We start from the raw sequence: 24,987 nt of genomic DNA, 5'->3' as shown, positions 1-24,987 counted from the left end.
ATTATAAATGAGTTGATGTCTTACGATTTAGTTGAATAGTAAAACAGCTGCCACCTAAGTTTTTGGATTTAGAATAATAAATATGACCTTGGTGTGCTTCAATAATTGCATCAATCACTGCCAAGCCTAATCCAGTACCGCCATCTAGACATGATCTAGAGTCTTCCAGTCGATAGAAGGGTTTGAACAGGTGTTTAAGATGCGATTCATCAATACCAGGACCTTCATCTTCAAACGTCAATACCCAATGTTCTGCTGTGGTTACAGATGTAATATTTATTTTTCCAGCATTCGAATATCTTAGAAAGTTAGAGAACAATGCAATAAAGACCTGTTCCATCCTTCTTATATCAACGCAAACCAATTTATCCGTCAAATTTAAAACAATAGTTAAACCTTTAACATGAAACCGTTCATTAAACATCTGCAGACATTTTTCAATACTATTTTTTAAATTGGTCTTTTCTAGTTCTAATCGTAATTGTTTATTTTCAATAAGTGTCAGTGTCCGTAAATCTTCCACAAGGTAAGATAAGCCTTCGACTTGGTTCAATAAGCTTAGGTGTAAAGCTTGATCGGCAATAAATATACCATCGACAATACCTTGCAAGCGACCTTGTAATATTGTCACAGGTGTTCGTAATTCATGTGCAATTGCAGCATTCCAAACAGTTGAATTCTTAACTGATACTTCAAGTTGGTTTGCCATTTCATTGAAGTTCTCAATAAGAGACTTGATTTCATGTGGAATATCATGATGTGGCTGTTTAATTCTGAGTGCTAAATTGCCTTGTTGAATTTGTTGAATAACATCTGCTAAATCACTAATTGGCTGTGTATAGCGTTTTCCATATTTAAAGGCGAGGATAGTAGAAAGAAAAAAGCCTGTTAATAGCACTAAAAACAGCCAGATAAAGTCAACGGAGGTAACTGAAAATTCATTTGAATTAATAACTTGTGTATTTAGAAAACCTATTTTTATCGCCCAGCTATAAACAAAATAGCCAATCATGAAAGATAACAGCGTAATGCCTAAATTGAATAGGCTCATCATGATAATAAACTGGAAGTTAATTCCAACAGAATTTTTAAAAAAGTTAAATTTCATGATTTTGATCTAAGCGATACCCCACGCCACGGACATTGATTAATAAGCCATTTACATCATTTTCTTCAAGTTTTTTGCGTAATTTGCTGATATGGCTATCTACAGTGCGATCTAAAGCATCACTTTCAGGCATACAGTTTTGGATCAATTCATTACGTGTAAAGACTTTATTCGGTGTTTTTGCCATCAAAAACAGTATCTTATACTCAGTTAACGTAAGGTTGAGCAACTGATTTCTTTGACCATTTGAAATGTAAACTTGATGATGATCTGGATTAATTTCAATATTTCTATAACGAATAATATTAGTTATTTCCATATTTTGGCTTGTACTTCGTCTAAGTACGGCTTGTATTCGTGCAATCACTTCGTTTGGGTTAAATGGCTTAATAATAAAGTCATCAGCACCCATTTTTAGCCCCATGATCTTATTCACTTGATCATCTAAGGCAGTCAGCATAATGACAGGTAAATGACTTGTTTGACGGATGATTTGTAGAATTTCCCAGCCATTTAGTTTGGGTAATTTAATATCAAGGAGAATCAGGTCGATAGAGTTGGCTTTTAGGCACTCTAAAGCTTGTTGTCCATCCAATGCACGGATGACCTGCATGTTTTCATTTTTTATGTATTTTTCAAGAATGTCACCAATATCATAATCATCTTCTACAACGAGAATGACGCTGTTTTCGAAGCTGTGCTGTAGATTTGGATACATATATTTTATCTTAGATGAAGTAGCTATGCATTTTAACATTTAATTGTGTAATGGAGATGATTAGACGAGCAGTCATTTATATTTGTAATTGAGGGGTGACATATAATAAAATTCGTTGCATATCAGTATTAATGAACAAAATGTCAATTATCATTCATTTAACATAATGGCTGTTATACGAAACGAGAGTGTTAGAACCCATTTAAAGTGTCTATATTCTCACCAATAAAAATGTCCGGTTTCTCCGAGGTAAAATATGACTTTTGAACAAAAATAAGCCATTGTTTATTCTTTTTATTTCCAACAAAATTCCAGAACTCATCTACTTCGAGAGATTCATAATGACTTTGCTGAGGCTGAATTTCATAGGTTGATTCAGTTAAAGTACGTAAAACTTTACCGATACTGATGCGCTCAACTTCAGCAATATCTCGTATACCGCTGCCTCTGACCATCAACTGTAATATTTTACGAGTAATACCTGACTTACATCCTAGATAGCTCAGTGCATGATCACCAATAAACTGACGTTTACAGTCTTTGCACTGATAGTTTTGTTTCCCATCTACTTTGATACCATTTTTCTTTATACTATCACTGAGGCAGGTTGGACATTTGATTGCTAGAGTTATTTGCATTTCTCTATTTTATCAAAATCCAATCGGCTTTTTCTTCAGCATACTTTTTGAAACACTACCAAATTTTAAAGTTGTATATCATGAAATTATTAAAAATATTGAGTTTAGTTTGCTTAAGCATAAGTATTGGGGCTTGTGCTGAGCATAGTATGAGTCGAGCAAAAACAAGTACAATTCCACAAGTGAATAACTCAATCATCGATCAGAATGTTCAAGCGCTTTTTAATGAAATCTCAGCTGATGCTGTGTTTGTCACATATGATGGTCAAAATATTAAAAAATATGGCACGCATTTAGACCGAGCAAAAACAGCTTATATTCCTGCATCTACATTTAAAATTGCCAATGCACTAATTGGTTTAGAAAATCATAAAGCAACATCTACAGAAATATTTAAGTGGGATGGAAAGCCACGTTTTTTTAAAGCATGGGACAAAGATTTTACTTTGGGCGAAGCCATGCAAGCATCTACAGTGCCTGTATATCAAGAATTGGCACGTCGTATTGGTCCAAGCTTAATGCAAAGTGAATTGCAACGTATTGGTTATGGCAATATGCAAATAGGCACGGAAGTTGATCAATTTTGGTTGAAAGGGCCTTTGACAATTACACCTATACAAGAAGTAAAGTTTGTGTATGATTTAGCCCAAGGGCAATTGCCTTTTAAACCTGAAGTTCAGCAACAAGTGAAAGAGATGTTGTATGTAGAGCGCAGAGGGGAGAATCGTCTATATGCTAAAAGTGGCTGGGGAATGGCTGTAGACCCGCAAGTGGGTTGGTATGTGGGTTTTGTTGAAAAGGCAGATGGGCAAGTGGTGGCATTTGCTTTAAATATGCAAATGAAAGCTGGTGATGATATTGCTCTACGTAAACAATTGTCTTTAGATGTGCTAGATAAGTTGGGTGTTTTTCATTATTTATAAGAATTAGAAGTTTGAGGTTAATCTATTTTTGGTAGTGTTTCAAAAAGTATGCTGAAGAAAAAGCCGATTGGATTTTGATAAAATAGAGAAATGCAAATAACTCTAGCAATCAAATGTCCAACCTGCCTCAGTGATAGTATAAAGAAAAATGGTATCAAAGTAGATGGGAAACAAAACTATCAGTGCAAAGACTGTAAACGTCAGTTTATTGGTGATCATGCACTGAGCTATCTAGGATGTAAGTCAGGTATTACTCGTAAAATATTACAGTTGATGGTCAGAGGCAGCGGTATACGAGATATTGCTGAAGTTGAGCGCATCAGTATCGGTAAAGTTTTACGTACTTTAACTGAATCAACCTATGAAATTCAGCCTCAGCAAAGTCATTATGAATCTCTCGAAGTAGATGAGTTCTGGAATTTTGTTGGAAATAAAAAGAATAAACAATGGCTTATTTACGCCTATCATCGAGAAACAGGTGAAATTGTTGCTTATGTTTGGGGTAAACGAGATTTAGCTACAGTCTAACAATTGAAGACAAAGCTTAAACAATTAGATATTCACTACACCCGAATTGCAAGTGATCATTGGGACAGTTTCATCACTGCTTTTAAAAATGGTAAGCAAAGTATTGGTAAATTTTTTACTGTAGGTATTGAAGGCAATAATTGCAAAATAAGGCATAGAATTAGGCGTAGCTTCAGAAGAAGCTGTAATTTTTCAAAAAAGCTTGAAAACCATTTTAAAGCTTTTGATTTAGCCTTCTTTTCTTTTACATCAATAATGGCTTCATTTAAAGGCAGCATACTTTTTGAAGCACCACCAAAATTTTATGTTAAGTAGAGACTAAAAATGCCCTTGATTAAGGGCTTACAAGGGCATTTTGTATAAGGTGTATTATGTTAATTTTAGAATTTCTTCATTAGATAATTTTTGATAAGCTAAATCCATTAGGACTAATTAAGTAAATATGAGCAATTGGGTCAATGTCACACAGGATAAGTCTACAGGTATAGAACTAATTCATGCCCACTTCAAAGGCTTTGCATACGATCCTCATCTACACTCAAGTTATCTTATAGGGGTAACAGAGTTAGGACATCAACAATTCAATTGTAGAAAAAAAATTATTGATAGCTATCAAGGTCAAACTTTCATGCTTGAACCTGAAGAAGTTCATGATGGTAATGCACCAGATCCTCTCGGCTTCACTTATAAAATGATGCATTTAGATCCAGCATGGTTAAAAAAAAGCTATGAAGGAATATTTAATGAGCCTATCGAACTTGCTATCGAATCAACCCTACGTTCTGATCCTCAACTTTCACATTTGATACTTTCAACCTACAATATATTGAATAACAATGAATCTCAATTGATGAAAGATACGTATTTAGATCTTTTATTAGAAAACTTAGGTAATACCCCCATTTTTAATTGAATTAATGGGTAGAAAATCTAAAGCCTTGTTATTGTTTAAAAATAGGTGGACAACCATTTACTGACATATGAGGTCGTTCATGATTATAAAAGTACTGCCAGTCAGTTGTATAGTCCTGCACCTCGCTCAGATCTCGAAATAAATATTGATTTAGACACTCATAACGTACTGTACGATTAAATCGCTCAACATATGCATTTTGCTGTGGATTGCCTGGTTGAGTAAATACATGCTCAATACCATGCTGATCACACCACTTTTCCATCAGCTCACTTATATACTCTGGGCCGTTGTCGGTTCTAATGCGTTTAGGTTTGCCTCGCCATTCAATGAGCTGATCAAGTCCTCTCAGTACACGTTCTGCTGGCAATGAAAAGTCAATCAATATATCCAATGACTCGCGATTATAGTCATCAATCACGTTGTGAACTCGATAACTACGTCCATCACTGAGTTGATCATGCATAAAGTCCATTGACCATGATTCATTCTTAGCTGTCGGTACTGCAAGGGTTTCTGGCTGTTCTCGTTTAATCCGCTTATTAGGCTTGATTCTTAAATTAAGCTCAAGCTCCTTATAAATGCGATAGACACGTTTGTGGTTCCATTTGTATTTTTTAACATTACGCAAATACAGGAAACAAAGCTTGAAGCCCCATGTTTTATGATCATTGGTTAATTGAATCAACCATTCGGCAATCTGTTGATTCTCTTCATCTAAACGAGCTTTATAGCGATAACACGTTTGACTGACTTTAAAAATTAAGCAGGCCATGCTGATTGAAATCTTAAATTGCTCAGTAGCTTGCTGAGCAAGTGACTTTCGCTGAACAGGCCTTAAAACTTTTTTAAAAGTGCATCTTGCAAGATGTCTGACTTTAGCCGCTCATCAGCATACATGCGTTTTAAACGGGCATTTTCAGCCTCAAGTTCTTTAAGCCGCGTCATCATTGAAAGATCCATGCCGCCATATTTGGACTTCCACTTGTAGAATGTAGCAGAGCTCATACCATGTTCGCGGCACAAGTTCGGTATGGGTGTTCCTGCTTCAGCTTGCTTCAAGATACTCATGATCAAGCTGTCTGAATACTTAGATGTTTTCATAGAAAATCTCCTTAAATCAAGGTTATTCGATTTTCTACTTTTAAACTCAATTATTTTTAGGGAGGATTACCTAGGCAGTCAGTTCAATGTTTGATATGGATACGTGCCTGTTAAGGTACGGATACAGATTAAAGATTGATTATCTGACTGTTAAAGGTTGTTATTCATTGACTGTTAAGGAAATGAATAAGAAGCTTGTTATAGGTTGAACAACTATTTTTCTATAAGAAGATATGAGAACGACTGAAAGGAGTTCGATATATCGCTCTATTCTTTTTCTTTATTTGAAAAATTAATTAAATATTTATTAATTAGTTATCTGTATTTTTTTATAATTTCTTCTTTAAGATTCAAGTTAAAAAAAGCCCTAAAAGATTGACTTTTTTGATAGTCCCAAGACAAGGTTTTGTCTAGCCTTATTTTATAAGACTTTTTAAGCTTCCTTCAAAATCAGTTGAAAACATTGAGTTATAAAAGAATGGACCTCAGCTCGAAACTTTACGAAGTATAGCGAGTAACAACGAAGCTATGCTGAAGTAAATGTTTGAGCAACCAACCGACTGTATGCAATAGCTACAGTAATGGAAGGAACAGAGGGCGGTCAGTAAATAGGCTTTAGGTGCTATGTCTGTGTGCGCTTATGTGTACCTAGAATCCGTACATTTTTGTTTTAAGGTTTTTGCTTTTTTCATTTTTAAAAACAAGTAGTTATAAAATGTCTAAGACAAGGTTTTGTCTACAGCCTTTAAATTTTCCTTTATAAATTCACTGTAATTTGAGTATCGAATTGCAGCGAAAGCCGTATAAAACCTAAGATCAATTAAGACCGAAATCTGTCTTACTTATCCACAGTTTTAAATTTAAAAACAAAACAAGTGTTTAGCTAGACAAATAAAGCAATTCAAGACAAAAATAGATCCACAAGACAAGTTATTGACATTATCTGTCTTGATGTAATATAATCTGTCTCAAGAGGGGAGAACAGTCTTCCATTACAACAATATGCAATGAGGATAATAAAACGTGCAAATAGGAAAAATAAGCACAGTGTTTAAAGTTTATGATGCAATGATGGGTAGCGGTAAGACTACTCAAATTATAGAAAACATTAGAACAGCAGAAAAAGACCAGAACTTTCTTTACATCACTCCATTACTTGATGAATGCCATCGTATTTCAGGTACAACATACGATCCTGAAGATGTATTAAAACGTCCTTTAATTACCACAGAAGACGATACAAGCGTTCATTACGCATATTTAGATGATGCTCCTTTGAAGGAAAGACGTTTCAAGCATCCAAGCTATAAGGGTGGAAATAAAGCTGAAAGCTTGCAATACCTGTTAAAGAACAAAGAAAACGTAGTCAGTACACATCAGCTTTTTATGAACCTAACACCAAATATGTTGGATGATGCGAAAGACTATGTACTGATTATTGACGAAACAATTCAAGTCTATGATGTATATACAGAGCATTCATCTACAGAGTTAGAAGCTCTTTTCCGTTTAGGTTGGATTCATGTTGATGATGATGCTGTCACTCTTCGTTTCAACCGTGAAAAGTATGGTGATAACGGTGGTGACCCGACGGGTACGAAATATGAAAACCTAGCAACAATGTGTGATCTCGGTCAGCTCTTGTATGTGGACCAGAAGCTGATTGTTTGGGAATTGAGTATCGACACACTGAGATCTTTTAAAGAAGTCTGGATTGCTACTTATATGTTTGAAGGCTCTCAAATGTCAGCGTATTTGAAATCGTATGGCGTTGAGTATGAACTGATCCGTTTTGGTAACAAGCCTTCTCAAATTAAGCATTTAGTCACTATTTCAGATAACAAGTTTATTAATGAGATTGGTACTAAAACTACAGCATTGAGTTCAAGCCAATTCAAATCAAATAAGAAAGCTTTATGTGAGCAGTTGTCAAAAAATCTTGATAACTATTTCCGTAACCATGTTAAAGCGAAAAAGTCAGATAGACTTTGGACTTCATTTAAAGAAGCACATTCAGCAATTGCTGGATCACGCTATAAAGAAGAATGGTTAGCCTTCAATACAAAGGCAACTAACGAATACAAAGACAAAACCAACTTAGCTTACTTGATGAACCTATATCCAAATCCAATGGTTGTTAAAGCTTCAGCTATGAAGGGATTCCCTGTTAAGGAAGATGTATTCGCTCTATCTGAGATGGTCCAATGGATATGGCGTTCTGCTATTCGTGAAGGTAACCCAATCAATATTTATGTACCAAGCTCAAGAATGCGTAGTTTATTACAGCGTTGGTTAAATGATGAATTTGAAAATTCTGCTGCTGAAGATATTGAAGTTACAGAAGAAGCCGAACAGTTAGAATTAGTTTAAATTGGCTTTGTTGCACAAAGATTTGAAATGCAAAGCGCCCCTAATTGATCCAAATTTAAGGCGTAACTTGGGTAAGTGGTCGACCTAATTCCGTAAATCTGTTAAGGACTGCTACACGTGCATGGATCTCATTCACTTGGCTATCAAAACTCCTTGCACTGAGTTTATCTCCTAATAATTTGATGCAATGCATCTTAGTTTCAACCAACTTCGCCGATGATAGCCTGACCATTTTTTCCATAGTGTCCTGCCTAAACGTTTAACTGTTCGAAGTAATTCATTTCGCTCTAGCGAGCTACTCTTTGTATCTTTCCATGGTTTCGCATTTTTTCTAGGTGGAATCACCGCATGTGCTTGCCGATCTGCAATGACCTCACGGCATTGCTTGGTGTCATAAGCTCCATCGGTATAAACAGAGTCAATCTGCTCATCTTGTGGAATCTGATTAAGTAAATCACCAAGCACCTGTGAATCACTGACATTATTGGTTGTAAGCTGAACTGCTCGTATTTGTAGGGTTTTGGCATCTATACCAATATGTAGTTTACGCCATTGGCGACGATATTCAGCTCCATGTTTCTTGCGTTTTCATTCGCCCTCACCTAGAAACTTCATGCCTGTAGAGTCTACGAGTAGATGCAGCCCATCGCTACTTTTTTGGTAGCTGATTGCAATATCAATATGCTTTTGTCTTCTACAAAGCGTACTGTAATCTGGTGCGGTCCAATTTAATCCGCAAAGTTTAATCAGACTTTGCACAAAGCCAGTGACCATACGTAAAGATAGACGGAATAAGGATTTAATCATTAAGCAGCATTGGATAGCTGCGTCGGAGTAGGTTTGATTTCGCCCTTGTTTGCCTTTTGATGGAGCATACCATTGCGTAGCAGGATCAAACCAAATGACAATATTTCCGCGACTCATGAGTGCTCGGTTATATGCGGGCCAATTGGTTGTGCGGTAGATTTTGTGTGTAGGCTTCTTCATTTGAAAATTATATCGCTGAAAAACCCTTTACAGATAGGTTTGTGCAACAAAGCCTTACGACGATCACACTCAGCTATGCATTCACCTTGCTGATTTTATTGCTACATACAACTTCGACCGCAGACTCAAAACACTCAGGGGCCTGACTCCCTACGAATTCATCTGCAAACAGTGGATAGATGAACCTGAACTTTTTAAGATTGATCCGATCCATCAAATGCCGGGACTACACAAAAGAAAAAAAAGGCTTTTAGTTTTTTAAATTTCCACTGTGGAAAATTAAAAATATTTTTTTAATTTTTAAAATTATGCTAATATAAATTTAATTTTTATATATTTAATCCATGACAATATACGTAATTGCCAATCAGAAAGGTGGCGTTGGAAAGACCACACTCTCAACCAATTTAGCTGTTGCTCTGAGCAAAAAAGGTCAGACTATTCTTGTAGATGGAGATGATCAACAATCCTCTATAAAATGGAGTAAACGTAGAACACAAGACTCGATTACAACCATTTCGCTCAAAGATAATTTAAAAGAAGAACTACAACAGTTAAAAAATAATAATAAATATATTGTATTGGATGTTGCAGGACGTGATTCAGCTGAGTTTCGTTCAGCATTATTAATAGCAGATGTTCTTATTATTCCAACGCAACCTAGTCAAACAGATATCGAAGTGCTGCCATTTGTGCTTAGATTGGTAAATGCTGCTAAGCAAGTAAATAAGAAATTAGAAACTTTTGTAGTCTTAAATAAAGCACCAACCAATACCAAATCTACAGAAATTGATGCTGCTTTAGAGTTGCTACAACAAGTCAAGTCTGTGAAAACACTAAATACCATTGTGCGTGATCGCAAACAATTTCGCGATGCAATGATCGAAGGAAAATCAGTATTAGAAATGGGTAGTAGTAAAGCAAAAGATGAATTAAATGAATTTTTGGTGGAGATCCTGTAATGGCGAAAAAACCACTCATTGTCGATTTTGATGATGCCTTTGAAATGGAACAAGCATTTATTAATGCAGCAGGAACAGGCAAAGTTGCATTGGTATCATCGACTGAAAATAATATTGTTGATCTACCTATAGAGCTTATTGACTTCTCAGAGCATCAACCTCGCATTATTACAGACAAAGTTTTACAAGATGTTGAAAAGCTTGCCAAAAGTATTGAAACGAATGGGCAAATTTATCCGATTGTTGTGATCAAAAAAGAAGAAACATATGAGCTTGTTGGTGGAGAAAAAAGGTTTCGAGCTGTTCGTGATGTATTAAAACATAAGACTATTCGTGCAATTATTCGAGATGATAAATCTACAGAAAAGACAGCTTTAATTTCATTGATTGACAATTTACATCGGTCAAATCTTAGTGATTTTGAATTAGTCAATGCTATACAAAAACACTGCGATGAGTTTGGTTATACTATACAAAATATAGAATTTATTACTCAAAAATATCAATTAGATCAATCTAAATACTTTAGATTAATGAGCTTTTATAAACTGCCAAACTATATAAAAGAAGATCTAAAAATCCACCCCAAAGCGATTTCAGGTGCAACCGCACAACAATTGTTAACTGAATTAAATAAACTGGTTTTAAAGTTTAACCATCAACTAGTTGAAGATACCACGTTAACCATATGGAAAAAGTACCTAAATGAATTTACAGAAACAAATCGTCCATCAAAAAAATTCATTTATCAAATAGAAAAAGCACTAACGGTACAAGAGACAGCTAAAAAACAAGATCAAAGCATCGAAAATGCCTCTCTAGTAAACAAAATGATCTTAAAAAATAAAAATGGTCTTAAATTTGGTTCGATTAAGATCGAGAAAAGTCTCAATGGGAAAACAGTCCTAAATATTCGCACCAGTTTAAATGCTGAATTTAATCAAGAAAAGATTGAAAAGTTAGAAGAATTTCTTGCCGGTTTAGATGACCACCCATAAAAATTATAAATTTCCACTGTGGAAATTTATAATTGAGTATCCAATATTTTTTTAAATATTGGGTACTGCTATTTATCATACATATTGAATTAAAAAGTGTTAAAGGGAAAAATGCTTACCAGAACGGTAACTGATCTTCTGATGGATCTAAAATTTCATCCATATCAGAATCAACAATATTTTTATCTTCATGATCTGCCTTTTTAGGCTTAACAGATTCTGTTGAGCCTAAGTTGTAAATTTAAAAATTAGCCATTTCAACAGTATTGAGTTTATACAGCCAGTATCAGCTGAGATGGTTACGATAGAAAAAAATTGGAAATGCAAAAAAAATCACTTGAAGTCCTGACCAAGTTAAGTGCAGTTTTGATATTAGATTTACCAGATTTTATTCGACATTTTATCTTGAATCTTAAAAACAAGCTGGATGCTTATATCAAAAGAATTCTTAACAAGGGTGAAAAATCCCATAAAGGTGTTGATGAATTTGAAATTCTAAAATGGTTAATCCATAAAATTTCTTTAGATTTGGAACAGGTTCCAAAGCACAAACATAAAGAGGTACATGCTGTTCTATTTACATGTTTTTTTACTCAATTGTCCGATACCTTAGGTTTGCCATTATCACGGTATATGAAGGTGGGAAAAAATCCGCAGCGTTGTGTTCAATTGAGTGCAAACACTTATAAAAAATACTTTGGCCTGAATAAAGACTTGAAGCTCAAGTTCGAACGAAACCTGAATATCAATTTTTACCCTGAAAAATTATGGTAGCTTTATGAGCCAAACTGATGAATTGTCAGCTGACAAGCAAATTAAACTATTGGAAGAATGGGTCAATCAACCCCTGAGTGTAAAAAAACAAATTTTGACTCAGCTCTTGGCGCAAGATCAGCAGGCACAGGAACTGTATGCTGCTGCTCACAAAATACATGTGGTGATTAAAAATAATCGGATAGTGACACAACAGAAATTATTAGCAGGGTTAACGCAATGGGCTAAAAGTGCATCTATAGGAGAACTAAGCGACCAACAAAAAGCAGTATTCATCTATTCCTATCTTTGTACTGCAGCCTTGTGTGAAATACTGAAGGAAATCATCTTGTTAGAGCCTCAGATTACAAGGGATGAAAAGGATGAAAAGGATGAAAAGGATGAAAAGGATGAAAAGGATGAAAAGGATGAAAAGGATGAAAAGGATGAAAAACAGGTTATTCTAAATAATTGTAAAAACAACAATAAAATCAACACAGTATCTTATAATTTAAAACTTCTTTTGCAAAAGCAGTTATCGAATACTGAGAAAAATAAACTGTTGTATAAAAAAGTTACACGCAAACTCCAAGCTATGGATGAATTTGATGCCAACGAGTTAAAAATTCTTTTAGAGCGTAAAACAATAAAAAATGATTTTGAACAGCTTAATCTTGGCCGTTATATTCAACAATTTATTATTGTTTTCAACGAGATTGCCAATAGTAGATTAAATTCAACAGTAATTAATGTTCAGGCTTTAATTAACGATATTAAAAAGGGCATGACCTATAAATCTGATTCAGGCACATCATCGTTGGATGTAGAGAATGAGGATACTGGACAGGATACAGAGGCCAATCTTGTCGATCCTGAACAGGATGAGATCGCCAAGCGGGTGAAGGGGAGTTTCTCTGATGACAAACAGAAACAGCTCGAAAAGCAAGCTAAGAGAATTCAGCGACGTGACTTAGCCTGTAAAACTAATCCGCTTTATCTGAAACCCAGTTTATTAACTGAGGTATATCAGCGATTGCAGAAGTGTTATCAAGAAAATAAGAGAAATGATGCATATCAATCGGCTTTAGCTGTGTGTGGTCTGATGTGTCTCTTGACCGGTCTGAGTCCAACGGTCTTTCAAAAGATCAAGTATTTGATTGATATTGGTAGAATTAAAAAAAAATCAGTCAAAAAAGTCATCCATTATTATTGGGTGATCGATCCTAAGTTGAATGCCAATCATTCCGGTGCCATGCAAGATAAAGCACAGCGTTATAATCGGGCCTTAACCCTGGAATGGCGCATGCCAGCACCCTGGATCACCAGTTTAGAGGCTTTAGAGGAACCTGAATTTTGTGTGATTGAGTACAATAATTTTTTGCGGGAAATTTTTAAAGAGCATGCAATTGGCGAAATCACCTGTGGTATGTTAGAGCGGCAAATCTATTTTTATATGGATATGGAGACGGATGATAACCTGGTCGCACACTTGCTGGCCAACAGAGATAGCCGTCATATCGTGCAATGGAACTATGAAGGGCGTCAGATCGATCAAATCGACCAGCATTTTCAAGGCTATATTAATGTTCTATTAGACCGTAGAAAAGGTGAACCATGGATTGAGGATGAACACCCTGGTCATATTTTTCATCGTGAGGAACGTATCGGCAGTCAGCGATGCTGGACTGTAGAGGCCGCGAGTAAATTTTTTAATCAGCTTTATCATTTTGTCAAAAACACATTAGCCAATACTCAAGCGAATCTGATCGAGAAGCTGAATGCTTACAGCATTTGGATGTGGCATCTTTCCTTAATCTGCCTGACGGTGCGTCCAATAGTCGGCATGCCGGGGTTACTGAAACATTATGATCCTAAGGCACAACTGCTTTACGTGCATGATAAAAAAACTGATTCACGAAAAGTAGGACGTCCTGTTCCTGTTACAGGCTACTGGCAGGATCATTTCAATGCATATCGAAAATATCTGACGAAAACCATCGAATCACTCGGGATAAAAAGTTTGCAAGCGCAATTGGAAAACGATGGTTTTATGCTCTATGTCATCTCACATCCTCGGATCAAGTCCCAAAAAGGTCAGGTGAATCTTGCTGAAGTCGTGGAGCATTTGGAGTTACAGCCCATGTCTGCTGATTTTGTCACGAATTACCTTAAAGAGACTGTACAGATTTATAAAAACTGGCCAAGGCATTTCACTAAAAATCATCTCGCCCTGAGTGGTGACATTCACAATACGCTATATACCCATGATAAGCAGAGCATGGGATTCAGTCACATTTCTGGATTAAGCCCTTATCTCTACAAACACGACATTCAGCAACAAGTTAAAAGCTTGCTCAACAAACTAGAAATCGCAAAGCTTGAAGTGCTTTAAAGGACCATCTTGTGCTTGATACATCACTTGTTACGCAATTAGAAAATGCCATTAAAAGAGAAATCGGTGACATTTTTAAGGAAATTTCTCAGCTGATCACTGCTACATACACAGATGTAAATTCTGACCTTGCTCAAATTGATTTTAAGTGGCTTGATCAGCAAATTCTGGACAAGTTTACTCTCTATAGAGCAGTTTTAGAGCAGCTCTGCCAAATATCCAAATTTAAGGGCAATGCTGCAGATTACCTTCAATTCTGTTTTAAACAAGTGAAACGGATTTGTAACGAGAAAAACCAGCAGTGGCAAAAGGATTACCCTTCCTATGCCGAGAGCTATGAGATTAAGTTGCCCGATTGGATAGTCTACACACCTAAACGTCTAGACAACGTTTTTTCAGGACGAAAGTTACAGCAGGGTACTATGCTCGTCGAGGTAAAAGAAAAACTGTATGTGAATTGGGCGGATTATCTCAAACAACAAACTCAAGGTATCCTCTTAGACTCTACGGCTAAAGAGCAACAAAAATTAGTGAATACCTTGTTTGAATGTCTTTGTATTTCATTAATTTTTGATCAGGGATGCATGCAACCTGAACGACTGATAGCCATTCATGATGCGATTTTTCATATGAACCTAGATAGTGGCTTGCTTCCGATCTATTCAGATGCCGAAAAGGTTCAAAAAGCTTATGTCTTTTCATACACGTTGCCCTCGACAAAGTATGGCAACATCTATCGTCAGGATGGCGAAGAAGAGGCGGAGTTATGGCAAACCCAAAATATTTATTTCAATGCCTTTGCGATGCTATGTTATCGACGGATTCAGGAGCTAATCAATAGATCGCAAGGGCATCAATTACAAAGCACTTCGCCATTGCTGTGCTGGGAAAAAGAACAGAGTGAAATTGAAACGGGGAATCAGCCTGAAGCCTTACTGCTAGAAAAACTTAAAATCCATTTAAACATTGTACTGAATATGGCGGAGGAGGGGGACTCTAGAAAAGCACGTGAGGATCAGCAGCCATTTACACAGCTTAATCACGTGAAGCTATTTTTAAAAGGCTTGGAAAAGACCGGTTTTGCCATTTTTAAGCATATGGATTATGTCTTGTGGCAAGAGATTCCTAATCTGGATGTGTTAAGTACCAGTGTACTGAACAATCAGATCATCACTTCGCCTTTAATCTATGAGCAGTATACACAGCTCTATGATCAACCCGATTGCTGGAAAACTATTCAAGCTAGAATCAAAAATCTTGAAAAAAAGCCTCAAGTCTTAGACTTGGAGATGCCTACAGTTACAGTCAAAACATTTCATGATCGACGAACCGGTCAACGTCATGAGCTGAAATCCTGGCTTTTATCTTTTCATCAGGATATCAAACCCAAACAGCTTGCGGATCAACTCCAAGAAAGCATCCAAAAATCTGAGGACTATAAATCTGCGTATGAGGCTGGAAATGGCGAGTACCTAGATTATGTAGTGGCTATTGCACATTTACGCGTGTGTCAGTGGTTAGAAAACGAATTTGCTTATCATGGGAAAGCAGCGATAAAAGTCTCAACAATCAAGCGTTACTATAGTAGTTTTGTGCTTGACCTACTTTGTTATGTTCTAGAACAGCAGATCAATCTAGATACAGCCACTGAAGAGCAGTTTGAGGAAATGTATCGCACGATTGTTGAAGAAAAACTGCTGAATGATCAGAAAAATCATAAAACGACCGCACAAACCAACAACAATAAAAAATACAATACCTCGGGTTATGCCTTTGATCGGCTGAAAGCCTTTCACCAATACTTAGTCAAGAATCATCGTGCACCGATTGTGCAATATTTATATGAACGTCAAAGTGACGGTTTATTTTTAAAAACCAGACTCATTAGTCCGCAGATGTTTCAATTGATGATACGGATTCTTAGAGAATACCCAGAAGCTTTGGGTCTGACTGAGCAGGATGCAACCTGTCTAGAATGGGTCTATACATTGGCATTTAGACTGGGCTTGCGTATTGATGAAGCTGCCGGGATCTGTATCGATGATTTTGTATCTCCGCAGTTACGAAAACATCCTGACAATCGACAGCTCTATTATGTGTTTGAATCCGCTTTAGATCAGCAGAAAGACGATCGATCTCACCATAAAATGAGAAAAACAATGGGTGATATTGATGATCTCACCCTTAGGATTCGTCTAAATTCTGAGCGTGATCTGAAAAGTGATAATGCCACGCGTCAGTTTGATTTAGCTTATTTTTTAGCACCGGACGAGTTCACAGGATTTTGTCGCTTTTATCAAAACCAGTTACCTGGCTCTAAAGCGACTGCAGCAGTCTGCAATAGAAAAATCAAACAGCTCTTTATGCTGGGTGAACAACCTTTATCCAGTACAAATTTATCAAAAATTACCCAGTTGCTGTTTAATACTGTATTAGGGACAAACGATCATCAATATACCTTTCACGCTTTCAGGCATAGTACCGCTTCACATTTGGCTATCCTTTTAAAAGGCAGCATAGCACTGGTACGTTGTTTTACTGACTATGATTCCGAGTTTGGGCGTAAGCTTAAAAAGCACATTTTACCCAATATGAAGGATGCTTCATCGCGTAGTGCCCAAGCCTGGTCTCGACTTGCGCATCTGATGGGGCATGAAGACATTCGGATCACTGCAAGACATTATCTGCATCATCTGAATATCCTGATTGCTGACATGTTTTATCAAGCAAACCGTGAATATTCACCTCAATTGATCAAGGCATTATTAGGCGATAGTCAGTTGATGCATCGCGATTTCAAGGTTAAATTTCAGTCGAATGAAAGAGATATTTTAAAATTGATGAAGAAGATTCATTCACACACAGAAAATAATTCTCAAACTGCTGCATTAAAGAGCAAGAAAAAGCAGAAGCAGCCTCAACAACAGGACGTATTTTTATACCGTGAAACGTTTCTAGACGAATACCGGAAGTGGCGGGAAAAAAAAGAAAAAGCAACGATCGATCCTGAAGTATTGAAATTCATTCAATCGATCAGCCAGCCGTTTTCTCTCTATACAAGTCACGTCAAAAATGATGCTAATCATGAGGATCTTATCGGTTTTACTTGGAAGAAAATGGTGACATGGTCTAATCACTATGAGATTGAGCAACCTTTTAACTTAAATAATAATGTAACCCAGAAAGATCTTAAACATTTTTTTGATTGTTTAGAAAATAAAATTTCACTTGAAAAAGATCGTCCTATTTTGAACTTTAAGGCATCATCTAAAAATGACTTGATTGACTATCAAAGATTCTTAGATTTTATCAATAAACTTTATTCAAAAGATTTAGATAATTTTGAATGGGATGAATATATTCCGGGTGAATTTAATAATGTAAAAAAGGGTGAGGTGAAAATAAAAAAATATAAAATATGGAATAAAAAAGATAATAATTTTATTCAAAAGATGCTGTTGCAAAGCGTCTTTTACAAGATGAAAGAGTGCCTAGAGGTTCTATCAGAGGTTGACGATATCAACGGAAATTCATCAAAAAAAACACATTGAAATCAGATGGATATTTTTGTTGATTTTACAGCTTTGTTTTTTTTAGCATATTTTTGCAGAAAAGTGAGTTTTTATCGCTCAAAAACTGGGTAATTAAGGGTGAAAATCCAACCCCGGGTTTTAGGCTTTTTGAGTGTTTTTTAGCCTAAAAACAGCATTGTTGAGACGCAAGACAATAATCACGCTACGTTAAAATTAATTGAAATATTATTGATATAAATAATACCTTTTGTTGTTAATAAAATAATAAATTAAAAGCGATTTAATATGAAATTGAGTGTTGTTTTAAATTAATTGGAGAATCAGTTTTAAATAATGTAACCCTCTATTTTGGGTTGATTTTTTTGGTTTTTTAACCAAATAAAAAGTACGTTTTTTCATATTATGTTGATAATTTTTAATCAATTTTATACATTGCTGAAGATAGAAACTGTATTTAAGTTGAATTAATCTGTTTTGATGAGTTAATGCTCATAAATGAAAATTCCTTATTCTAGCCTTTAGTTAAAACTGCTAATCATAAATATTCTAAAAATAGCCTAAGCTTAATAAGTGGTTCAAAAGGGGCCCAGGCCTTTGCTTTGTCAAAATCTGATTTGCCAAGCAAAGGCCTGGGAATCCGCGAATTTGATTTTTTGTTTTAATAATGCTCAATATTTTAATTTATTGAGGTCCTTTCATAGAATTAATGATTAAAAAAAGTCTAATTTGGTTTGACCAAAGAAAAAGATACAAATATGATAATTACATTACAGTAAAATCTGTAATCAGGCGTGGAAACCTGAAAATTACTACAGAAGCATTAAAACTGCTTTAAGCGGTTTTTTTGTGCTTATTATGCTTAGCTTGCCATTATGGTAGGCCAGGCAGGGCAGTCGATGACTGGCCGTCTTCTGTAGTGCGGTATTTCCACCCCTGTTTGGTCTACCTCCATCTCGTGGAAAAAGATGGTTGTAGATAGTAAAATCTAAACTACAGGTACTCAGCATGAAGATTTCATTATCTCAAATCCCCATTTCTCTTACGTTTCTTTTGTTAGCGCTGACCGGATATTGACGGTCATTTAATTCATCGCTTTAACCAAATTGAACGATATGCACTTTCAAATTTCGTATTTGAGCGAATATAGAGAAGTGCTGCCTGGAGAAAACAAAAAATGGGCCAAACTCGATTACTGACGAATATCATTCAGCGTAAAGTCATGTTGCCAGAAGAAATGTCACCATCAATGCAACGAGACAATTTTGAAGTTGCACTGACTGATTTTGAAAAGCATGCCATCATCAAATGTTTATTTAAAGCGGATAACCAGCGTTCTACTGAATGTTGGAGTGTGCGGGAAATTGCAAACTTTATTGGGAATTGCACAGAAGATCAAAATATCAATTTGTGTATCTTGTATTGGAAAGATATACACGGCAACATCTATATTATCGATGGGGCGCATCGTCTTTCGAGTATTTATGCGTGGGTCAAGAGATATTTTGCAGATGAACAAGCCACTCAAGCGCCTAATTTTAGCGATCAACAAAAAGAAGATATTCGTGACCTGCGAAATCATTTAGGGGATCTGGCTGACTTCCAAAAAATTTGTATTGATCCTAAATTTGCAGAACAAAAATCTAAATTAGACGATATTAAAATCAGTTTCCGGCAAGTGCTTGGTACTCCAGAAGATGCACGACGCGTATTCCAATCGATTAACTCAGATACTAAACGCCTGGATAAATATGAGGAATATCATCTAAGAAGTCGGGGAAGTGATGCATATTATGCGATCTATGCTTGTTGTTATATCAATGACAATAAATCCAATTTAGAAGAGCTTCAATATACACGTTTAAATGCGCTCATCGAGTTGGGGGAGAGGATCCATCAGCTGCTTTTCTCTACCATCTTATTAGATACTGAAATGAGTCATGGCAAAAAAATTGGCTTGGTCAATGAGCTCATGAATATCATCGCGGGTGATCGGATTCATAATATCATGAGCCTGAATCAGGGTGAACGCGTTGAAAAGATCATGTCACATCTGTTTACGGCCCTTTGCAGAATGGCCACTCCTGTAAAAAATACTGGGGTTCCGAGTTTGGGCTTACATCCGTTCTTATATTTTTATAAGGACCAGCGTTTTCAAATTACTTCCTTTCTAGCATGGTTTTCAATTGTGTTTGAAATTCATGAAAGTCGCATGCAGATTCATCATCGAACGATTAGTTTCAAGGACTTCACCCGGGTACGCCGTAGTATTGAGTTCTTGATCGCCAATTTCCCCGTGGCGACCACCGAAACGGTCGGCAAGTTCGGCAGTGGTATCAAGGGCTATGATCGGCTACAAATTGTCTATAAAGCCTTTATTTGCTTAAGTTTGGAAATGGAGGTTGATTTTGATGATGAGGAATGCCTGAATACATTTATTCTGTCCATGTCTAAGGCCTTCAAATACATAAACTTTAATGAGTTTTATGTTGAAAGATTTTTGGGGAATTATGATGATACGGTCGTGAAGCATGTGGTGGGATATGTGGAGTCGATTAGTCCAATCTCGCGCTCAAAGCCCAAATCCTTTTCAGCATTAACCAAAAGTTTACTTAAGCACAATTTTCTGGTGGGTAATCATAACTTTTGCCTCATTTGTGATGGATTAATCTATCTTGATTCTACTGAATCGGATCATAAAATTGCCAAAGCCGTTGGTGGGCAAGGGGTGCTAGAGAATGGTCTGCTGGTTCATCCAATCTGTAATAGAATGAAATCAGATCTCAGCTTAGAAGAGATCAGAGCGGATTTGTTTGGTGAGTTATTGTATTAATCAGCAGGGCTATGTTTTTGTGTTCTCAAGTGTGTTAATTAATGATAAATCACATGATTTAACTTTTGATCTATTTTGCCAATGTGGTTTTTTTAATTCAGTAGACCTCTTGCGAAAGTATAGTTTTATCTAATTTTTGAATTGGCTAAAGCCTCATAAAATATAGCTTTTGGCTGCTTAAAATTTGACTAACGCAAGAAGTCTAATGCAGAATCATAGTTAGAAGCTAGCTGTAGTTTCTGAATGATCGTCAAGATCCTTAGTTTTGCCCATAGATTCCCTCTATGGGTATTTTTTTGATCAAAAATCATGTGTAGATGCCCTAGAATAAACCTTTTAGCATTTCATAAGCAATCAAGATTAAGCCTGACACCATCAGCACCACAAAAATGAGTTCCACTCTAGTTAACATAGTAATTCCATTTACTTTTCACCCAATTTATGTGGCAAATAAGTCGTAGTAGCAATGACATAACATGACATAGAAAATAATCAAAAAGACAGAATTTGGATTTTTATATTCAAGGTGAATTATTAAGATAATTGTGAAAACTTCATAGGAACTTCTTTTTTCTCAATGAAAATGTTATATCCTTAGAGTCTGCATGATCCATTTGAAGCGAGAATTTTATGAAAAAAGTTATTGGTATGAGAAATAGCCGTACTGAAGCCTTTAAAATCGTAAAAGCTTCATTTGCCGTAGATAATTTGGTTGTAGATAATAAAGGCTTACAAGCAATTAATGACTATGTGACGGGTTCTAAGACATTTGAACAAGCCAGAAATACACTCGTTGAAATGTACCGTGTACGATAAAAATGTTTTTTGATGATGCACTACATTATTATCTGACGGAAGAAGATTTTTATGATGATCCATTCTGTGATGAAAATGGTGTTTTGATCAACAATCTTGGTATTTCTAATACCAAAGACCTGAATGAGGCAGAGAAAGCGCTAAGTGCCTTACAAAATACAAGGTTACAGGAAAATATCTCTGTTTTTCTAGGCAATTTTGATTTACAGCACTTACAAAATATACATCATCAATTATTTATGGATGTCTACCCATGGGCTGGCCAATTAAGACGCGTGAATACCTATAAAGGTGAATGTATCTTTCTCCGTTACAATAGCATAGCTCCTTTATCAGATCTGCTGTTTTCATGCCTCAATAATAACTTTAACCATTTGATTAATAATAAAGAAAATATAGATTTGGTCTGTAGTTTTTTAGCCAGATTTTTTGTTGTTTTAAATTATATTCATCCATTTAGAGAAGGTAATGGTCGCTCACAACGTTTCATGCTAGGCCAGATACTATTTAAGTTAGGTTATACGATCGATTGGACCACTGTGAGTTCAGATGCTATGAATCAAGCAGTGATCGCAGGATGGAAAGAAGGTAACTTTAAGCTCACTGAAAAAATGATTAAACTTAATATTCAAAGATTAGAAGTAAGTTGAACACCTAACCAATATCGTACTCAGCATCAATTTTGGTGTTTCTTCAGGCCTACTGCTGACACTTCAAATGATTCCATGATAAAAATCAAACATCATTGTAAAGCCTCTAAAAGACGATTGCTCCAACAATAAAACACAACACCCCAAAAGCGATCCAGAGCCAGACAGTTGATCTGGATGTCTGCATACCTGGGTTATTCAATGGCGGTGGTTGCTCAGAGGCGTTCTGTGGAGTATTCGGCCTGTTTGTATGAGGATGATGCTTGGAATAAGAAAGTCCTGTTCCGGGAATGCCCACGCTGGTTCGGGTGCCTTTTTTACCAATATTTAAAGAAGCACCGGGTTTGCCAATGCTCGCACTGCTGATGCCCTTATGCGTCAGATTAATTTTTAAACCCGGTAAGATTTTAATGCTCTTGCGAAATCTAAAGCCCATATTTCCCCCATTTGCAAAACCTGTTCGCTGTGTATTTCAGTTGATAGAGGTAAATTCAGAGAATCTCAGATCCTCATCTACCTCGCTAGTCGGCTGTCCCCATAGAGACATCCGTATATTTTTTATCTGGTGATTGCAATACTACCTTAAAATACCGTCAAAAATGTTTACTGTACATTTGCTATGGGGTAATCTTAAAACTGCTATTTATTGACTGATTGGTATATGACGACAGATAAGCATGAAGTGCTTCTTCGAATGCGAGCGATCGAGCTGCTTGCATACTGGGAAGGTCGTTTGGTTACCAATCGTTTGATGAGCTGGTTTGGACTTAGTCGACAGCAGGCTTCTGCGGATATCAAGCGCTATAATACGCTGTATAACCCCGATGCCTTGATTCATGATCCATCGGTCAAGGGTTATGTGCCTAAGGCCAGCTTCCAGCCTGTACTGACTACAGCGCATATCAATGAATATCTCAATATGCTGTCAGGTTTGGTTAGTGAATCGCATACCCTGATTGCGACACCAGAACCGAATCTTGCAGCAGTTCAATTACCTGATCGCAGTGTACGTCCTGAAGTGATTCGGGAAGTTTTGCGTGCCTGCCGAAACCAAAACACTTTAAAAATGATTTATGCCTCGATGCAGAATCCGCAGTGGCATGAACGCATCATTTCCCCACACACCCTGGTGTATACCGGTTTTCGCTGGCATGTCCGTGCCTATTGCCATCAGAGCAAGCAGTTTAAGGACTTTTTACTCTCCAGAATTGATCGCACACCTGTTGTGGTAGCGATTGAGTCAGTAGACCCTGCTCAGGATCAGCAATGGCATGAAGAAATTGTACTGACGCTGATCCCTAATCCAAAATTGAATGAAGCTCAAAAAGCGCTGGTCGAAAAAGACTTCGGCATGCCTGATGGCAGATTACAGATTTCGGTCAAAAAAGCCCTGGCTCACTATACTTTGCAGCGATATCAGGCCGCGATCACGCTGGCTGAGGCGGATGATGCCTTGAAATATCCCTTGGTACTACAACGCTCAGATATCGAAAAGCTGTCGTCTTATCTGTTTGATCAGGCCTCATAGGAGATTGGCCATGTTAGAGCAATTTCATTATGACAGTGACCTGATTGGTGGTTCACTGATGGTGCGTGAAAGTCGGTTAATCGCGGATCTGTTATTGCGTGAGGCCACAACAGAGCAATGGCATCAGGCGATTCAGGTGGACAATATTCTGCAAAAAAGAACTGCGGCTTCGGCGCAACGCAATGCCACCGCTATTCGCAAGCGCCTGGAGCGTTTAGAACCTGATTTCTGGAAAGCTTTGCGTGATGGCGATGATGAGCTGGCGACCCAGGTGGCTTTTTGTGGCGCACTGGAACGCAACCTGTTGCTGCTTGAGTTTATGGAAACGGTGATGAGGGATGCCTATATCTCTCAGGCGCAATACTTGGACAGTTATATCTGGTCAGATTTTTTGGATGAACGCTCACAACGTGATCCGGATATCTGTGATTGGAAAGAGTCCAGCAAGAAAAAAATGGGGCAGGTGGTGTTTCGCATGCTGGCAGAAGCCGGTTACTTAAAAAGTACCCGTAAGCTGGAGTTGCAGCGCGTGATCGTCAGAGCAGAGCTGCGTAGCCTGTTGGAAGAACATTATAAACAACGCATTAAAAGATCTATGGAAGTGTCGGTATGGACGCGTTAGTTGTAGAGGGGCAGCAATGAGTCAAACAATACATGAGCGTCTGAACCAGATTCCAGAGCGAATTCTTTCCACTGAGTTTCTCACTGGACAAGGATTGGGCAATGAAATTGGCTTCTGGATTTTTGATTATGCACCTGAAGATGAGTTGAAGGTGCGCGAATATCTGCATTTTCTAGACGGGATGCTGGAGAAAAAACACAGTCAGCTGAAGGTGGTGAATATCAACCTGCTGCAAGCCGTGGTGGATTATCTGGCTGAGCGTAACTTCATCGATAAAGCCATTCAAATGCAAAAAGCCAAAGGCGATGAAGCGCTGCTCAAAGCCTTAAAGGGCCCACTGCATATGGATAAGTTCGCGCCCTATCTGGTGAGTAAATATGCCACCAATGCGCAAGATATTGTGTTGATGACTGGGGTTGGGTCGGTTTGGCCACTGTTACGTGCCCATCACTTATTGAACAGTTTGCATTCGTTACTGGGGCATAAGCCAGTGGTGCTGTTTTACCCAGGTTATTACGACGGTCAAGCGATGAGTTTATTTGGAAAAATTCCAAGCAATAATTACTACAGAGCATTCAGATTAGTGCCTTAAACACGGCAAATAGAAATAAAAA

General features: G+C 37.0%; 18 protein-coding genes and 4 pseudogenes. 16 read left to right on the top strand and 6 right to left on the bottom strand.

All coding sequences use genetic code 11. The features are described 5' to 3' along the window. Position 1: 1 nt before the first annotated feature. The 3 genes and pseudogenes from adeS to E5Y90_RS16830 all read right to left on the bottom strand — a co-directional run. The gene (gene adeS, locus E5Y90_RS16840) at positions 2–1,108 is read right to left on the bottom strand and encodes a two-component sensor histidine kinase AdeS (RefSeq protein ID WP_174660695.1); all 1,107 of its coding nucleotides are present in this window, start codon (positions 1,106–1,108) and stop codon (positions 2–4) included. After that, entirely contained in the window at positions 1,098–1,826 is a 729-nt protein-coding gene (adeR, locus tag E5Y90_RS16835) for an efflux system response regulator transcription factor AdeR (protein ID WP_032073130.1), read from the bottom strand. The genes adeS and adeR overlap by 11 nt, the downstream gene beginning before the upstream one ends. Before the next feature lie 269 nt (positions 1,827–2,095). Beyond that, a pseudogene (locus E5Y90_RS16830) lies at positions 2,096–2,464 on the bottom strand (IS1-like element ISAba3 family transposase); the annotation flags it as partial. Between the two features lie 80 nt (positions 2,465–2,544). On the opposite strand from E5Y90_RS16830, the gene E5Y90_RS16825 reads away from it, so the two are divergent. From E5Y90_RS16825 to E5Y90_RS16815, 3 genes and pseudogenes are all read left to right on the top strand, one after another. Beyond that, the gene (locus E5Y90_RS16825) at positions 2,545–3,387 is read left to right on the top strand and encodes a carbapenem-hydrolyzing class D beta-lactamase OXA-58 (RefSeq protein WP_002002480.1); all 843 of its coding nucleotides are present in this window, start codon (positions 2,545–2,547) and stop codon (positions 3,385–3,387) included. A gap of 90 nt (positions 3,388–3,477) precedes the next feature. Beyond that, positions 3,478–4,184: pseudogene (locus tag E5Y90_RS16820) on the top strand (IS1 family transposase). A 173-nt stretch (positions 4,185–4,357) separates the two neighbouring features. After that, positions 4,358–4,828 carry an AraC family ligand binding domain-containing protein gene (locus E5Y90_RS16815; RefSeq protein WP_020753607.1) on the top strand — a complete coding sequence of 157 codons (471 nt, stop codon included), beginning with the start codon at positions 4,358–4,360 and terminating at the stop codon, positions 4,826–4,828. Positions 4,829–4,856: 28 nt separating this feature from the next. Here the strand turns inward: E5Y90_RS16815 and E5Y90_RS16810 are convergent. Next, a protein-coding gene (locus tag E5Y90_RS16810) for an IS3-like element ISAba20 family transposase (protein WP_087514472.1) occupies positions 4,857–5,932 on the bottom strand; the annotation gives its coding sequence in 2 pieces (ribosomal slippage) (positions 4,857–5,680 and positions 5,680–5,932; 1,077 coding nt in all). 1,023 nt (positions 5,933–6,955) lie between these two features. Between E5Y90_RS16810 and E5Y90_RS16805 the strand changes: the two genes are divergently transcribed. Next, positions 6,956–8,302, top strand: a complete 1,347-nt coding sequence (locus tag E5Y90_RS16805) for a hypothetical protein (RefSeq protein ID WP_020753597.1) — start codon at positions 6,956–6,958, stop codon at positions 8,300–8,302. 55 nt (positions 8,303–8,357) lie between these two features. On the opposite strand, the pseudogene E5Y90_RS16800 reads toward E5Y90_RS16805, so the two are convergent. Further along, positions 8,358–9,289, bottom strand: a pseudogene (locus E5Y90_RS16800) (IS5 family transposase). 55 nt (positions 9,290–9,344) lie between these two features. Between E5Y90_RS16800 and E5Y90_RS16795 the strand changes: the two are divergent. From E5Y90_RS16795 to E5Y90_RS16755, 9 genes and pseudogenes are all read left to right on the top strand, one after another. Further along, positions 9,345–9,551, top strand: a pseudogene (locus E5Y90_RS16795) (hypothetical protein); the annotation flags it as partial. An 82-nt stretch (positions 9,552–9,633) separates the two neighbouring features. Further along, the gene (locus E5Y90_RS16790; RefSeq protein ID WP_000158575.1) at positions 9,634–10,251 is read left to right on the top strand and encodes an AAA family ATPase; all 618 of its coding nucleotides are present in this window, start codon (positions 9,634–9,636) and stop codon (positions 10,249–10,251) included. Continuing rightward, positions 10,251–11,249 (top strand): ParB/RepB/Spo0J family partition protein, encoded by a 999-nt coding sequence (locus E5Y90_RS16785; RefSeq protein WP_001085468.1) that lies wholly within the window; start codon positions 10,251–10,253, stop codon positions 11,247–11,249. Before E5Y90_RS16790 ends, E5Y90_RS16785 begins: the two co-directional genes overlap by 1 nt. 321 nt (positions 11,250–11,570) lie before the next feature. Then, positions 11,571–12,023: a hypothetical protein gene (locus E5Y90_RS16780; protein ID WP_031974804.1), complete on the top strand. Its 453-nt coding sequence runs from the start codon at positions 11,571–11,573 to the stop codon at positions 12,021–12,023. Between the two features lie 4 nt (positions 12,024–12,027). Next, entirely contained in the window at positions 12,028–14,394 is a 2,367-nt protein-coding gene (locus E5Y90_RS16775) for a hypothetical protein (protein ID WP_099518079.1), read from the top strand. 11 nt (positions 14,395–14,405) lie between these two features. Then, entirely contained in the window at positions 14,406–17,945 is a 3,540-nt protein-coding gene (locus E5Y90_RS16770) for a hypothetical protein (RefSeq protein WP_174660694.1), read from the top strand. 1,156 nt (positions 17,946–19,101) lie between these two features. Next, positions 19,102–20,757: an HNH endonuclease signature motif containing protein gene (locus E5Y90_RS16765; RefSeq protein WP_031974807.1), complete on the top strand. Its 1,656-nt coding sequence runs from the start codon at positions 19,102–19,104 to the stop codon at positions 20,755–20,757. 630 nt (positions 20,758–21,387) lie between these two features. Next, complete coding sequence (locus E5Y90_RS16760) at positions 21,388–21,573, top strand: hypothetical protein (protein ID WP_000755725.1); 186 nt, start codon at positions 21,388–21,390, stop codon at positions 21,571–21,573. Positions 21,574–21,575: 2 nt separating this feature from the next. Further along, positions 21,576–22,223: a Fic/DOC family protein gene (locus tag E5Y90_RS16755; RefSeq protein ID WP_000464611.1), complete on the top strand. Its 648-nt coding sequence runs from the start codon at positions 21,576–21,578 to the stop codon at positions 22,221–22,223. 106 nt (positions 22,224–22,329) lie between these two features. Here the strand turns inward: E5Y90_RS16755 and E5Y90_RS16750 are convergent, their stop codons facing one another. Then, positions 22,330–22,659 (bottom strand): DUF4236 domain-containing protein, encoded by a 330-nt coding sequence (locus E5Y90_RS16750; protein WP_087554208.1) that lies wholly within the window; start codon positions 22,657–22,659, stop codon positions 22,330–22,332. Between the two features lie 225 nt (positions 22,660–22,884). On the opposite strand from E5Y90_RS16750, the gene E5Y90_RS16745 reads away from it, so the two are divergent. The 3 genes from E5Y90_RS16745 to E5Y90_RS16735 are packed head-to-tail and all read left to right on the top strand — an operon-like array spanning position 22,885 to position 24,965. Next, a complete protein-coding gene (locus E5Y90_RS16745; protein ID WP_174660693.1) occupies positions 22,885–23,751 on the top strand; it encodes a WYL domain-containing protein in 867 nt (288 codons plus the stop codon). A gap of 10 nt (positions 23,752–23,761) precedes the next feature. Further along, positions 23,762–24,373, top strand: coding sequence for a DUF1819 family protein (locus tag E5Y90_RS16740; RefSeq protein WP_174660692.1), 612 nt, complete (start codon positions 23,762–23,764; stop codon positions 24,371–24,373). Between the two features lie 16 nt (positions 24,374–24,389). Continuing rightward, the gene (locus tag E5Y90_RS16735) at positions 24,390–24,965 is read left to right on the top strand and encodes a DUF1788 domain-containing protein (RefSeq protein ID WP_002010699.1); all 576 of its coding nucleotides are present in this window, start codon (positions 24,390–24,392) and stop codon (positions 24,963–24,965) included. Positions 24,966–24,987: the final 22 nt, after the last annotated feature.

The sequence above is a fragment of the Acinetobacter sp. 10FS3-1 genome (assembly GCF_013343215.1).
Lineage (GTDB): Bacteria > Pseudomonadota > Gammaproteobacteria > Pseudomonadales > Moraxellaceae > Acinetobacter > Acinetobacter lwoffii_C.
This window is presented reverse-complemented; position numbering and strand designations above follow the sequence as displayed.